This is a genomic window from Actinoplanes awajinensis subsp. mycoplanecinus (assembly GCF_001509495.1).
GTDB classification, from domain to species: Bacteria; Actinomycetota; Actinomycetes; order Mycobacteriales; family Micromonosporaceae; genus Actinoplanes; species Actinoplanes palleronii.
Window position 1 is genome coordinate 1 of sequence record NZ_LLZH01000008.1, and the last position, 13,585, is coordinate 13,585.

13 protein-coding genes are annotated in these 13,585 nt (G+C 71.1%); 6 read left to right on the forward strand and 7 right to left on the reverse strand.

Features of this window, described 5'->3' with window-relative positions; translation table 11 throughout:
- Positions 1–124: 124 nt before the first annotated feature.
- The 3 genes from ADL15_RS56330 to ADL15_RS02740 form a co-directional block, all read right to left on the reverse strand.
- Positions 125–457, reverse strand: coding sequence for a cold-shock protein (locus ADL15_RS56330; protein ID WP_067684801.1), 333 nt, complete (start codon positions 455–457; stop codon positions 125–127).
- Entirely contained in the window at positions 454–1,536 is a 1,083-nt protein-coding gene (locus ADL15_RS02735; RefSeq protein WP_067684803.1) for an abortive phage infection protein, read from the reverse strand. Before ADL15_RS02735 ends, ADL15_RS56330 begins: the two co-directional genes overlap by 4 nt.
- 96 nt (positions 1,537–1,632) lie before the next feature.
- On the reverse strand, positions 1,633–1,833 hold the full coding sequence (locus tag ADL15_RS02740) for a hypothetical protein (RefSeq protein WP_067684805.1): 201 nt from the start codon (positions 1,831–1,833) through the stop codon (positions 1,633–1,635).
- Between the two features lie 151 nt (positions 1,834–1,984).
- Here ADL15_RS02740 and ADL15_RS02745 point away from each other — a divergent pair, with 151 nt between their 5' ends.
- Together ADL15_RS02745 and ADL15_RS02750 are read left to right on the forward strand one after the other, a co-directional pair.
- Positions 1,985–2,509 carry a SigE family RNA polymerase sigma factor gene (locus ADL15_RS02745; RefSeq protein WP_067684807.1) on the forward strand — a complete coding sequence of 175 codons (525 nt, stop codon included), beginning with the start codon at positions 1,985–1,987 and terminating at the stop codon, positions 2,507–2,509.
- Positions 2,506–3,429 carry a hypothetical protein gene (locus tag ADL15_RS02750; RefSeq protein WP_067684808.1) on the forward strand — a complete coding sequence of 308 codons (924 nt, stop codon included), beginning with the start codon at positions 2,506–2,508 and terminating at the stop codon, positions 3,427–3,429. Before ADL15_RS02745 ends, ADL15_RS02750 begins: the two co-directional genes overlap by 4 nt.
- Positions 3,430–3,515: 86 nt before the next feature.
- Here ADL15_RS02750 and ADL15_RS02755 read toward each other — a convergent pair whose 3' ends face one another.
- Positions 3,516–5,036: a glycoside hydrolase family 5 protein gene (locus ADL15_RS02755; protein ID WP_067684810.1), complete on the reverse strand. Its 1,521-nt coding sequence runs from the start codon at positions 5,034–5,036 to the stop codon at positions 3,516–3,518.
- A gap of 397 nt (positions 5,037–5,433) precedes the next feature.
- On the opposite strand from ADL15_RS02755, the gene ADL15_RS02760 reads away from it, so the two are divergent.
- From ADL15_RS02760 to ADL15_RS02770, 3 genes are read left to right on the forward strand one after another with little or no spacing between them, the layout of a single operon-like run.
- Positions 5,434–6,027 carry a hypothetical protein gene (locus ADL15_RS02760; protein WP_067684812.1) on the forward strand — a complete coding sequence of 198 codons (594 nt, stop codon included), beginning with the start codon at positions 5,434–5,436 and terminating at the stop codon, positions 6,025–6,027.
- 46 nt (positions 6,028–6,073) lie between these two features.
- On the forward strand, positions 6,074–6,532 hold the full coding sequence (locus ADL15_RS02765; protein ID WP_067684814.1) for a MarR family winged helix-turn-helix transcriptional regulator: 459 nt from the start codon (positions 6,074–6,076) through the stop codon (positions 6,530–6,532).
- Complete coding sequence (locus ADL15_RS02770) at positions 6,529–8,199, forward strand: CocE/NonD family hydrolase (RefSeq protein WP_067684816.1); 1,671 nt, start codon at positions 6,529–6,531, stop codon at positions 8,197–8,199. The genes ADL15_RS02765 and ADL15_RS02770 overlap by 4 nt, the downstream gene beginning before the upstream one ends.
- A 163-nt stretch (positions 8,200–8,362) precedes the next feature.
- On the opposite strand, the gene ADL15_RS02775 is transcribed toward ADL15_RS02770, so the two are convergent.
- Positions 8,363–9,139: an NPP1 family protein gene (locus ADL15_RS02775; RefSeq protein WP_067684818.1), complete on the reverse strand. Its 777-nt coding sequence runs from the start codon at positions 9,137–9,139 to the stop codon at positions 8,363–8,365.
- Between the two features lie 216 nt (positions 9,140–9,355).
- Between ADL15_RS02775 and ADL15_RS02780 the strand changes: the two genes are divergently transcribed.
- Positions 9,356–10,852 carry a sensor domain-containing phosphodiesterase gene (locus ADL15_RS02780; protein WP_198170485.1) on the forward strand — a complete coding sequence of 499 codons (1,497 nt, stop codon included), beginning with the start codon at positions 9,356–9,358 and terminating at the stop codon, positions 10,850–10,852.
- Here ADL15_RS02780 and ADL15_RS02785 read toward each other — a convergent pair.
- Together ADL15_RS02785 and nhaA are read right to left on the reverse strand one after the other, a co-directional pair.
- Positions 10,768–11,595 (reverse strand): PrsW family intramembrane metalloprotease, encoded by an 828-nt coding sequence (locus ADL15_RS02785; protein ID WP_067684822.1) that lies wholly within the window; start codon positions 11,593–11,595, stop codon positions 10,768–10,770. The genes ADL15_RS02780 and ADL15_RS02785 overlap by 85 nt on opposite strands.
- 32 nt (positions 11,596–11,627) lie before the next feature.
- Positions 11,628–13,493: a Na+/H+ antiporter NhaA gene (gene nhaA, locus ADL15_RS02790; protein WP_067684825.1), complete on the reverse strand. Its 1,866-nt coding sequence runs from the start codon at positions 13,491–13,493 to the stop codon at positions 11,628–11,630.
- Between the last annotated feature and the right edge of the window lie 92 nt (positions 13,494–13,585).

Here is a 13,585-nt window from a genome sequence, read left to right on the forward strand (position 1 = left end):
CACAGCCTGACAACCCACCAAACACCGACCGGGGCCCCGCCCCGGCCAGCGATACCACCTGCACACAAACCCGCACACCAGGTCGTATTTTCCGGTCAGCACCAGCCGAGCTGCCGCGCGCCGCTCAGTGGCGCGTCTCAACCGGGTGGTCGTCGCCGGACGGATCGAAGGTCAGCGTGAGCGTGCTCTGGTAGGCGGCCGGGCTGTGCGGGGTGGCGACCTGGTCCGGTGGTTCGGCGCCGACGCCCGGCCAGGCCTTCAGCGCCCGGTAGTCGAACCCGTCCTGGTCGCCCTGCTCCGCGCGGAAGGAGACCTGCTGGCCGGGCGTCAACTCCCGGAATCCCTCGACCGCGATGGCGGAGAAGTGCACCCAGCAGCCGCCCGGCACGTCGGGGCCGTCGATCACGCCCCAGCCCTCGTCCGGGTCGAAGCTGCGCACCACACCCATGCTCGTCATGGGTTCATCCTGCGGTACGCCCGGGCCAGCGTGTGGAACGACTCCTTTGGTTCCCAGTGCCAATCCGATGACGGGTCGCCGGGCCGGTCCCGGATCGGCTTGACCAGGGCGTAACTGGCCATGTCGAGGTCGTAGCGCGGCTCGCGGCGGTGCTCGGACTCCGGGGTGACGAACGTGAACGCCAGCGCCGAGTACAGGTTCAGCGCCTCGAAGGCCGCGAGCGCGCTCGCCAGATAGTGCGCCTGGGTCCGCTCGCTGCGCCGCAGGTCGCCGATGATCTCGGGCGGGTCCTGGTCGTAGTCGACGACGTCCCACCCCATGCCGCCCCGCTCCGGCGCGCCCTCGAACGTGCAGGTCCCGAACTCCATGATGGCCAGGGGCTTGCCGGGACGGAGGTGGCGCCTGAGGTCGCGCAGGTAGCCGGCCTGGCTCGGGAAGTATCCGTAGTAGTCGAGCCCGACGATGTCGAAGAGGTCCCAGTCGACGTCCTCGTCCTCTGCTGCCGCGTACGTCATCTTGCCCTTGAAGACGGCCCGGCCGACGCCGGCGGCCCGCGCGGTGAAGCGGCGCAGGCGCGCGATCATCTGAACCGGGTCGAAGTTCCCGTTCTGCAGGTTCGCGATCCGCTCCAGGATCGTGTCGCCGGGAACGATGCCCGGGACGAACAGCAGGAACTCGCATCCGACGCTCAGATGGACTCCGGCGCCCTGGCGGCGCAGCCGTTCGGCGAACCGGCCGGTCTCCGCGAGGTGGTCGAGGATCTCCGCCTCGGGCCGGTCGCCGAGCGTCGGCTCCAGCCAGACGTGCAGCCCACGTTCCGCGGCCTCGGCGGCGGTGGCGGTGAGCTCGTCGACCCCGGAACCGGTGACCTTGACGGCGTTGGCGTGCAGGTCGTGCCGGATGGCCCGCAGGTCGTGGCGCATGCGGTGAGCGCTCCAGGTCTCGCCGACCTCATAGACGACGCCCCGCAGGGCCAGGCCGCGCCGTGGCGTGGCCGCCTCCGTCGCCGCCGAGGGCAGGAGCGCCGCGCCGCTCGCCGCCGCGGCCAGGCCGAGAAACTGTGCTCGGGTGAAGGTCATGCGCCCAGCCTGGTGCGCGGCCCGGCATCCCGGCGACGGCCGATGGTTCAGGCAGGACCGACCAAGGTATAGGCCACGCCGACCTCGGTCTGCTCCTCAGTCCGCGGCGCGGTGCCGCCCGCCACCACCGCTGTGGATCTGATCAGGAACGGTCGGGCTGGGAGGTGTCTCCTCGGCGGTGTCGGCCCAGGCGAACGGGTCCGCCGCCACGTCGGTGCGGAGGTCCTGCAGCCAGTTCTCCAGGCCTTCGGCCGGTTTGCCGTCGGCCGGCTGCGCGGGATGCTCATGAGGTTCCATTAGCTGCGTGCTCCGATCATTCGGGTGCGGTCCGGATGATCCGACGATAACGCTGCTGTGCGAGTCCGCTCGGACTCGCCGAAATTCGCGGGCACTCGCTGACAACCCACGCACGTCCCCGGGCGTACTTGGATTGACGGAAGGAGAGCGAGTGCGGACGAAGAACTTCGACGGGCTGGACGTGTTCGTCGCGGAGCGCGGCAGCGCGTTGCTGGCCACCGCGGTGTTCCTGACCGGCAGCCGGGTCGCGGGCGAGGACCTGCTGCAGGCGGCGCTGGAGCGGCTCATGCGCAAGTGGCACCGGGTGCGCGGTGATCCGGAGGGCTACCTGCGGCGGATGTTGTACCACCTGGCGGTGGACCGGTGGCGGGTCCGCCGCCGTCAGCCGGAAGTGCTGATGGACGTCGATCCGGGCAGTCACCCGGACGGTACCGAGGACTTGCATCTGCGGGAGGTGCTCCTCCAGGCGCTGGCGGCGTTGCCACCGCGGCAACGGGTGGTGCTGGTGCTGCGGTACTGGGAGGAGCTCAGCGAGGCGGAGATCGCGGCGGCGCTGGGGTGCTCGGCGGGCACGGTCAAGTCCTCGGCCTCGCGGGGGTTGGCCCGCCTGCGTGAGCTGACCGCCGGCGTGTGGGCGCTCGACGAACTTCTCACCGAAACGGAGCAGAGCAGATGACCGGACGACTGCAGCAGCGGCTCACCGACGAGTTCCACGAGTACGCGGCCGGCGTCCGCCTCGACACGGACGTCTTGGGGGCCGCCGCGTCCCGTCATCATCGGCGGACGAACGTGCGCCGGGCGGTGACCGCGGGCGGGGTGCTCGGGGTGGCGGCCGTGCTGAGCGGGGTCCTGGTACTCAGCGACACCGGGCAACCGCCGCGGGCCGGGGATCGGCCGGTCGCCTCGGCGCCGGCGTTGCAGCTGGCCGCGGCGGTGCAGGCCACGACGCGGTCCAGCTTCGGGCTGGGGATCACCGTCACGCGCTCCTACGAGACCGGCCGGCTCAAGGGGTACACCGAGAGCTCGGAGTATCAGGGGGCGTTCGACGCGGGCGCCGACCGGGGATACCTGCGGATCGGGCCGACCCGGGTCCGCGGCAAGGCGGTGGGCACCCCGGTCCCGATCGAGGTGCGGATCATCGGCGACGACGTGTTCGTGGGGCGCCCGGACACCAATGTCTGGAAACGACAGGTCAAGCGATCGGATCTGGCCGTCGTGCTCGGCACCGCGACGCCGGCGACGTCGTCGCTGGTCAATGACCTGACGGTGGATCCGCGAGTGCTGCTGGAGACGTTGCGGACTCTTGGCAGCACCACTCCGGCGGGGCGGTCGGGCAGCGGGAGTGCGGCGGTCGACACGTACACGTTCAGCTATCCGGTGGCCGCTGACGCCTCGACCGCCGAGCACCAGGTCACCGGCGTTGTCGAGGTGGGGGCGGATTCGCAGCTGCTGGCCAGGATCGTCCAGGAGACCACGACGACGGGTGCGGATCCGTCCGTGGCCGACCGTCAGCCGCTGAGCTGGCGGACCGTGATCACGTTCGCCGACTACGGCACCGCGGTCCAGGTCGACAGACCGGTTCCGATCGGGAACTGACCGCGGTTTTCAAGGGCGATTTTCGTACGAGTAAAAAGCCGGTGCCCGGCTGCTCCTTGGGGGGAGAAGCAGCCGGGCCGTCGGCGTCAGTTGGGGGAACCGACGCCGGTCAGGATCCGGCTGCGGATGTAGCGGCCGGATTCGGTCAGCACGCCGGTGCCCTTGAACGTGGTGCCGGCGCAGGTGCCCTGCTTGAACGCGGAGTTGGTCTCCCGCCCGTCGGAGAGGCTCCACATCGCGTAGCTGATCTTCAGGCTCTTCAGCAGGTCGAGCCAGGCGGTGGTGCTGGTGAAGTCGTTGCCGCCGTCGCCGGTGAACGTCTGTGTGCCGAACTCGCTGACGAACAGCGGCAGGCTCTTCGCCGCCCGGGCCACCGCGGCCCGCCGGTCCGCGCCGTGTGATGCGGCGTAGAAGTGGAACGTGTACATCACGTTCTTGAAGGTCACCGGGTCGTCGATGATCTCCTGCTCGGTGGCGCCGTCGGTCAGGCCCAGCGAGGAGAAGCCGCGGGTGCCGACGAGCACCACGCTGTTCGGCGCGTTCTTGCGGATCACCGGGATGACCTGGTCGGCGTAGGACTTGATGGCGTCCCAGCTGACCCCGTTCGGCTCGTTGGCGACCTCGTAGATGACGTTGTTGTTGCCCGCGTGCTTGGCGGTCACGTCGGCGAAGAACGTCTTGGCCAGGCCGAGGTTGAAGTTCGGGTCACCCGGCGTGAGGATGTGGAAGTCCACGATCACGTAGAGGCCGAGCTTGGTGGCGGTGTCCACCAGCCCGTTGACCTTGGCGGTGAACCCGGCCGGGTCGCTGGCCAGGCCGCCCTCCTGGACGTACATCGAAAGCCGGATGAAGTCGGCGTTCCAGTCGTTGCGGATCGCGTCGAGCGAGCCGGCGTTCACGCAGTTCGGGAAGAACTGCAGCCCGTGGCTGCTCATGCCGCGCAGCTGGATCGCCGTGCCGTTCTTGTTGCACAGCTTCGTGCCGCACACGCTGAGCTGGCCGTTGACCGCGACCGGGGTTCCGGACGACGGCGCCGCGGTGACGGTGGCGGCCGGGGGAGCGACGGTCGGCGCCTTGGTGGCCGGCGCGGTGGTGGGCGCCTTGGTGGCCGGGGTGGTCGGCTTGACCGTCGGCGCCGTCGTCTTCGTGGCGGTCGGCATCGCGGTGGGCTGCTGTGCCGAGGCGCCGCCGCTGGTGTTCAGCGTGCAGGTGGCCACCTTGGCGGCGTTCAGGTTCGGCCGCGCCGCGTTGCGCCCGATCGCGATCTCGATCCGGTCGATGGTGGCGACCCGCTTGTCCCGCAGCGGCCCGAGGATCGCGTTCTGGATGAAGTTCTTGCCGCCCTGCCCGACGGTGCTGCGCAGCCGGTTGTTCGCCTCGGTGATCTGCGTGTTGAGCAGCTGCAGGTTGCGCTGCACGTCGGCACGCTGCTGGGCGGGCACCGCGACGGTGACCTTCACCTGCGGGCAGTTCACCGTCGGCACCGCCTGGCCGGCCGAGGCGACGCCGATCCCGACTCCCGCCGCGACCACGGCGACACCGGCCACCGCCACGACCTGCCACCGGCGGACCCGGGTGCGGGCTTTCTGCAACCGTGATCTGTACATTGGTATCCCGCACCTTCTGCCGTCCGAGCTTCGTTACGGACAGCAATACGGGAGCGCTCCCATCAGCGGATCAACCGTTCTTTGATCTTTTCCGGCCGCACCGTTGCTTCCCGCGACGGTCCGATGGCCGACGAACCCCTCGGCGACCGTCACCATCGCGAGCAGGATGCAGGCGTGGATGGCGACACCACGACGGCGGACTCCCCGGGACTCAGCCCGCTGACGGGCGCGTTCCTGGCGAACGCGGCGATCGTGCTGGCCGTGGCCGGTGGGCTGATCTACGGGCTGGTCGCCCTCGGCTACGACAGGTTCTATCGCACGCTGGATTTCGCCGGAGGACGTCGGGCTGGACCAGCGCCGGATCATCGCGCACGCCGCCATCGCGCTCGCGCTCTTCGTGTCCGCCCTGGTCGGTCTGTTCGCCGTGATCCACGCGACGTTGTCGTGGTTCCTGCAGGAGACGGCGCCGGTGACGACCCTGTGGATCAGCGTGGCGGCACTGGCCGGTCTGGGCCCGGTCGTGCTCGGCGCGACGACAGCCCCGATCCTGTTCGCCGCGCCCTTCCGTACCACCACCGCTGGCGTGACCGCCGGGGTGATCGTCACCGCGGCAGCCACGATCGTGCTGCGGCGCTACGCCGGCACGCCGGAGCGGAAACGTGCGGTGGCGCTGCTGTGGGTGGCGGTGATCGCGCTGTCGTACGGCGCGAGCGTCCGGTTCGCCACCGCCCGGATGGCCGGACTGGCCCGTCAGGTCGCATCGGGGCGGCCGATCCCGCCGGCCGGGCTGACCCTGACGTTCGACGTGCACGCCGACCCGGTGTGTGTCCGGGACGGCACCGCCGAGTTCTTCGCGCTCTACCTCGGCGAGAGTGACGGCTGGATCGCGTTCTACCAGCCGAGCCTGGGCAGCACGATCCGGCGTGCCAAGGACGGCCTGCGGCTGGCCTTCATCCCGCCGGCGACGTCGTCGACCCGGACCTGTGGCTGACGCCGGCCCTCTTGACGGGCAACATGTTTGTCACAAAACTGTGCGGATGGCAGGGGCCGATCTCGATGCAGCGCGGCTGGCGGCGGTGATCTCGCCGCTGCGCCGGACGCTGCTCGCCGCCGCGCGGGCCGCCGAGCGCCTGCCGGAGATACCGGACCCGCAGATCGAGATCATCCGGGCGCTGCCCCGGGGGACCGTTGCCGGGCCCGGTGAGCTGGCCGGACGCCTCGGGATGAGCCGCCCCACGGTCAGCAACCTGCTCACCACGATGGAGGCGAACGGGCTCGTCGAGCGCCGTCCGCGCCCCGGCAACCGCCGTCACGTCGAGGTGCTCGCCACCGCGAAGGCCCTCGACCTGTTCGACCGTTTCGACCTGGCGAGCGGGATGCTGCTCGGCGGCGCCGCGGCCACCCTGTCCGCGGCGGACCGGTCCGCGCTCGCCGCCGCGCTGCCCGCGCTGGAACGCCTGCGCGAGGCGCTCACCCGTCCCGAGGAGATCCCATGAGCACGGTGCGACAGCGGTTCGGCCGCTGGGTGCAGGCCCGGATGCTGCCCGGCCTCACCCCCGGCCCCTGCGACATCACCGTCCGGAAGGACCTGCGCGTCCCGATGGACGACGGCGTCGAGCTGCTCGCCAACCTGATCACTCCGGTCGGCGACGCCGATCCACGGTTGCCGACGATCGTGATCCGTGGGCCGTACGGTCGCAGTGGTCCGGTCGCGGGTGAAGCGCGTGCCCTGGCCCGGGAGGGTTTTCCGGTGCTGTTCCAGAGCTGCCGGGGCACCTGGGGCTCCGGAGGGGTCTTCACCCCGCAGGTCGACGAGCAGCGCGACGGCCTGGCCACCCACCGCTGGGTGCGCCGGCAGCCGTGGTTCACCGGCGCGGTCGCCACGTTCGGGCCCAGCTACATGGGTTACACCCAGTGGGCGGTGTCCGCGGACCCCGAGCTGGCGCCGGACGCGCTCTGCCTGCTGGTGACGATGCCCGACTTCGGCGCGATCACCTGGGACAACGGCGCGTTCGCGCTGCGCAACGCGCTCGGCTGGACGCAGATGATGGACCGGATGATCCGCCGGGACATGATCCCGCTCGGCCTGGCCATGGTGCGCCCCGACCCCAAGCTGGGCCGGGCCTTCGGCGCGCTCCCGCTCAGCGCCGGCGACACCGCGGCGACCGGCCGGGCCGTGCACTGGTACCAGGACTGGGTCGGCCACGAGCGGCTCACCGACGAGTACTGGACCCAGCAGTCACACACCGCCGTGGTCCCCGCCGTCACCGCCCCGATCTACATGATCACCGGCTGGTACGACATCTTCCTGCCCTGGCAGCTGCGCAACCACGCCCAGCTCACCGCGGCCGGCCGGCCGCCACGGCTCACCGTCGGGCCGTGGGGGCACACGTCCCGGGGCATGGGCGGGCCGGCCGTCGGTGAGGCGGTGGCGTTCCTCAAGGAGCAGTTCGCCGGGGCGCCGGACGAGCGGTCCGCGCTGGTCCGGGCATACCTGACCGGCGCCGACCGGTGGCACGACCTGCCGTCCTGGCCGCCACCGGGTGTCACGGCCCAGCAGTGGAACCTGCACGAGAGCGGCCGGCTCGCCCCGGAGCCGCCGGCCGGGGGCGTGACCACCTATGTGTACGACCCGGCCGACCCGACGCCGGCCGTCGGCGGCCCCAGCCTGCTGCCGAACTCCGGGCCGGTCGACAACGTCGCGCACGAGACCCGGGCCGACGTGGCGGTCTTCCGCGGCGACCCGCTGGCCGCGCCGGTCACGATCGCCGGCGAGCCGGTGGCCCGGATCCGGTTCCGGTCGTCGCAGCCGAGCGCGGACGTCTTCGTCCGGATCTGTGACGTGCACCCGGACGGCCGCTCGATGACCGTCTGTGACGGCATCCGCCGGATCGGGGGTGTCGCGGCGAGCGCCACCGACCCGGAACCCGACGAGGACGGCTTCCGGGAGGTGACCGTGCCGCTCTGGCCGGCGTTCCACCGGTTCACGGCCGGTCACCGGATCAGCGTGCAGGTCAGCTCGGGCGCCCACCCGCGATACGCCCGCAACCCCGGCTCGGGCGAGCCGGCCGCGGAGGCGGCGACCCTGCACCGCGCCGAGCAGCAGATCTCGCACGCCGAGTTCCGCCCCTCCGCCCTCGACCTGCCGCTCTGGCCCGCCTGACCGGTACCGGCCCGGACCACAAGCGCGCCTCCAGGCAGTGGCTGGTTCGCAGGGGTGTCTCGCGGTACGCGAGACACCCCTGCGAACCAGCCGGGGACGTGAGACGCGCGGCGGCCTGGGGGCAGGCGCGCCGCGCGTCGGTCGTGCGGAGGGTGCTGGCGGGTCAGGCGTAGGGGTCGAAGGTGATGCCGGCCGGCTTCGAGACGTTGAGCAGGTACTCGAACGAGCCGTCCTTGATCTTGATGGTGGCCGAGCCGAAGTCGGCGGCCATCAGCTTGTCGCGCAGTTCCAGGCTGGGGTAGCCGTTCCAGTCGACCAGCGGGGGGTAGCGCCAGTTGTGGTAGTGGTTCTCCGGCGGCTCGTCGTTGCTGTTGGCCAGCCGGAAGAAGTGCGTGGACAGGCCGTCCTTGTGGTAGACGGTCTTCGGGTGGCTGCCGTCGAAACGCACCTGCGCCCGGGTGTAGGTCACCTGGGAGCTGTGCTGCGTGGTGGTGACGTACTCGACCTGGTTGGACGACTGGCTGACCCAGGAGATGACGTGTTCCCAGTCGTGCCGGTGGCCGCCGAGACCGCTGCCGGCGACCGCCTGGTCCTTCTCGAAGTAGCTGGCGTAGACGATCGCGCACCAGCCGTTGTTGCACTTCGAGCGGGCGTAGGTCTGTGAGTTGTCCAGATCGGACTGGTCACGGCAGCTGCCGTTGACCGCGCCGGTGGTCTTCAGGCCGGGCGCGAGCGTGCCGTCCGGGCTGATCGCGGCGGTGGCGTAACAGCCGTCGGTGTCGTAGTCGTACGCGGGGGAGAACGACTGCTCCCAGCCGCCCGCGTTCTGCGGGAGGTTGTGGGGCGGGTCGGCGAAGGCGGGTGCGGCCGATACGGCGAGGAGGAGCACGGCGAGGCCGGACGCGGCCCCGATCCGGGCGAGGGAGCGGTTGCGACGCATGAATCGTCGACCCTTCGTGTCGTCACGCCATGGGGCTGGCGGCTCCGAGTGATCCTCACCGGCACGATAGAGAACGGTCAATAGCTCCCGGTTCCGGAACTGGTTCGGTGCCGGGGCTTCCGCAGGCGGCTTTCCCCGCGTACCGAAAAGTTGTTGATCCGGGGGTTGTCCTGCGGTGTCCTCAGGCTTTCCGCCGGGCGGCCGATGATGGCGGTCGTGCCCCTGTTCCCGCTGCGAGCCGCCGCCGTCGACGACGTCGCGCGCAAGGCGCTGTACGGGATCGCGCAGACCCGCCGGGTGGTGTCGGTGACGATCGCGGTGCTCGCGGCCAGCATGCTGATGTCGCTGTGCACGTACGTGTGGGACTGGGCCGACGTGTTCCTCGAGGGTGACGTCCCGGAGGGCGACGAGTGGCTGGCGCTGGCCGGCATCCTGTGGATCCCGGTCGCCGCGGCCACCGGGTACCGGCTGGTCCGGGTGCACCGGGAACTCGCCGACACCGCTCAGGCGGCGTCGGACGCGTACCACGACGCCGCGGAGACCGCGCAGGGCTGGGTGTGGCGGGTCGACCCCGGGCACCGCTTCGTCTACTCGAACCCGGCGATCGCCGACGTGCTCGGGTACCGGCCGGACGAGATCCTCGGCCGGTGCGCCGTCGACATGCTCTTCCTGGAGCAGGACCGGGCCACGATCATCGCCGCCGCCGAGGTCGCGCTGGCCACCGGCGGCTGGCAGAACCAGTACGCCCGGATGCTGCACCGCGACGGGAGCACCCGGCACGTCCGGTCCAGCGCGACAGCGGTCTACGACAAGCGCGGGCGGATCGTCGCGTATCAGGGCTTCACCACCGACATCAGCGCCGAGGTCGCCGCACACGCCGCCGAGGACGCCGAACGCGCCCGCCGCAAGGCCGCGCGGGCGAGCATCGAGCGGCTGCTGCGCGACCCGGACGGGCTGACGATGGTGTTCCAGCCGATCGCCGCCATCGACGGGCGGCACGCGGCGGGCTGGGAGTCGCTGGCGCGGTTCGCCGGGGTGCCGTACCGGACGCCGGACGTCTGGTTCGCCGAGGCCTGGGAGGTGGGCCTCGGCCCGGAGCTGGAGCTGCACGCCATCGCCCTGGCCTGCCGGCAGCTGCCCGAGGTGCCGGCAGGTGTCTACCTGTCGGTGAACGCCTCACCGCGGACCATCCTCGACGAACGCCTGGACCAGCTGCTGGCCGGCCTGGGCGCGGATGCCGCCCGGATCGTCGTCGAGGTGACCGAGCACGCCGCCGTCGCCGACTACGACACCCTCAACCGGGCCGTGCAGCGGCTGCGCCGGCGCGGGGTCCGGCTCGCCGTCGACGACGCGGGCGCCGGGTACGCCTCGATGCAGCACATCCTGCGGCTACGCCCGGACGTCATCAAACTCGACCGCAGCATCGTGGCCGACATCGATCACGACGTGGCGCGGCGGGCGCTGGTCACCGCGATGGCCGGTTTCGCCGACTCGCTCGGGATGACGGTGGTGGGTGAGGGCGTGGAGACGGCGGCGGAGCTGGCCGCGCTGGCCGCTGCGGGGGTGCGGTACGCGCAGGGGTTCCTGCTCGCGGCGCCGGCGAGCGTGGCGGAGCTGCGGGTTTTTGATCAGGCCACGGGGTGTGCGGCGCCTCCGGCCGCGGGGTGTGCGGCGCCTCCGGCTACGGAGTGGGCGGCGCTGAACGTGCGATAGCGGCGCAGGACGATCATCAGCCAGGTGAGGCTGACGACGCTCAGCACGACGTAGGCGACCTCGCTGCCGATCGAGTCCCAGAGCGCGTGCAGGGTGACCGCGCCGACGAAGGTGCCGGCGAAGACGAGCAGTGCCCGGGCGCCGGGTGCGGCGGCGAGCGCGAACAGGGCGCCGGCGGTCAGCCCGGTCCAGGCCGGGTGCGCGGCCGGTGAGGTCAGTGCTCGTACGAAAAGGGTCTGCTCGACGTCGCCGATGTTGCCGTTCGACGAGATCAGCGCGGTGAACGCGTAGCCCATCGTCTCCAGCGCGGCGAAACCCATGCCGCTGGCCACCCCGATCACCAGGCCGTCGCTGGGGCTGAGCCGGCGCCGGAAGACGACCAGGACCACGATCGGGACGAGCAGTTTGGCGCTCTCCTCGATCAGCCCGACCAGCACCATCGGCACGGTGCCGAGGCGGCGCAGCGTGTCGTACTCCAGCCAGCCGGCCGCGACCACGCCGATCACCCCGCCGAGGAACGCGGTCAGCCCGATCGTGGTGCCGGGCACCTGCCACCGCCCGGACCGGCCCTGCGCGAACGTCAGGAACGTGGCGGGGATGATGACCGCCCCGAGCAGGATCATCGACGGCACGAAGTTGATGTTCTGGGTGGCGATCAGGGTGGCGAGCACCAGCACGTAGAGCCCGACCCCGATCACCAGCACCGCCAGCCAGGCCCATCGCCGCCACCACCTGCTCGCCATCGTCCGATTATGGGTGGCCCGCGCGTGAACGCTCAAGCCTGGTGACGGGCGGCGATCTTTGCGCGCACCCGGGCCTCCTTGACCGCCTGGCGCAACGTCTGCGCGTCGTAGGCGCCGTAGTGGCGGCGGCCGTTGATGAAGAAGGTCGGTGTGCCCGAGACGCCGCTCAGGTCCGCCGATTCGACGTCCGCGCTGATCCTGGTGAGGGTGCCGGTGGCGGTCATGTCCTGGTGGAAGCGGTCACGGTCCAGGCCGAGCTGCTCGGCGTACGCGAGAAGGTCCATGATTTTCAATCGGTCCTGATGGGCCAGCAACAGGTCGTGCATCGCCCAGAAGGACCCCTGCGCCGCGGCCGCCTCGGCGGCCTGCGCGGCCAGCTGGGCCTGCGGATGCACGTCGGTCAGCGGCAGGTTGCGCCAGACGTAGCGCAGGTCGGCGTCCGCGAGCAGCTCGCGGACCGCGGGCTCGGCGAGGCCACAGTACGGACATTGATAGTCGCCGTACTCCACCACCGTGACCGTCGCCTCGGCCGGCCCGCGGACGTGGTCGCGCTCGTCGTCGACGTCCGGCAGCAGATCCGTCAGCTGCTCCGCGTCACCGAGGAGCAGAACGGCGCGCCGGCCCGGCGGCAGCAGGAACGTCACCCGGAACACCGCCCAGGTCAGCACGGAGGCGGCGGCCGCGGCGAGCAGCACGCCCAGTTTCGCCTCGGCGAGCGCGTCGCCCTCGAAGGCCAGGTTCGCGATCAGGAACGACACGGTGAACCCGATCCCGGCGATGGTCCCGGTCCCGAGCACCGACGACCACCCCGCCATCGGCCGCACGCGGCCTCGGCTCAACCAGGTGACCAGGACCGATACTCCGGTCACCGCGATCGGTTTTCCCACGGTGTACGCGAGGAAGACGCCGATCGTGACCGGCGAGACCAGCGCTCGGGTGAGGAAGTGGCCGTCGATCGCGATGCCCGCGTTGGCCAGCCCGAACAACGGCACGATGAGATAGCTGGTCCACCCCTGATAGGTGCGCTGCAGCCGGTCGTTGGGTGACAGCGTCTGCACCAGGCTCACCCGCGCCGAGCGGGCGAACTCCACTGTCGGCTGCTCCCGGAACGACCGGAACAGATCACTCGCCTGCTCGAGCGCGTTGCGGACCGGGGTGTACGCGGGCGCGATCAGCCCGAGCGCCAGCCCGGCCACCACCGGATCCACGCCACTGGCCAGCATGGCGAACCAGATCGCGATCCCGACCGGCAGGTACGCGTACCCGGACCGCACCTTCAGCCGGACCAGCAGGAACGCGCCGGCGAACAGCACACCGGCCAGGATCAGCGGCATCGCCCGGACGTGTTCGGTGTAGGCCACCGCGATCACCAGCAGCGCGAACAGGTCGTCCACCACCGACACGGTGACCAGGAACAGCCGTGCCTGGTCCGGCACCCGCCGGCCGACCAGCGCGAGCAGCCCGAGCGCCAGCGCGGTGTCGGTGGACATCGCCACACCCCAGCCGGCCGTGCCCGGCCCGCCGTGGTTGACCGCCAGGAAGATGCCGACCGGCACGATCATCCCGGCGATGCCGGCCGCGGCGGGCAGCACGAACCGGCGGCGGTCACGCAGGTCGCCCAGGTCGAACTCGCGGCGCGCCTCCAACCCGACGACCAGGAAGAAGAACGTCATCAGGCCGCTGTTGACCCACTCGCGCAGGGTCAGGTCGACGCTCATGTCACCGAGCCGGATCGACAGCTCGGTGGCCCAGAACTGCTCGTAGGAGCCGTCGGCGACGTTCGCCCAGATCAGCGCGGCGACGATCGCGGCGAGCAGCACACCGGCACTGCCCGCCTCAGTGGCCAGGAACGATCGCAGCGGGCTGGCGGGTCGGCGGTGCCGTTCGGTGGTGCTCACGCGCTACACCCAAGCACCACCCGCGGTCAAAGTCGATCACCAGGTCAGAGCTTTCCGACGAGGTGATCTCACACAGCGATCATCGCAGGACC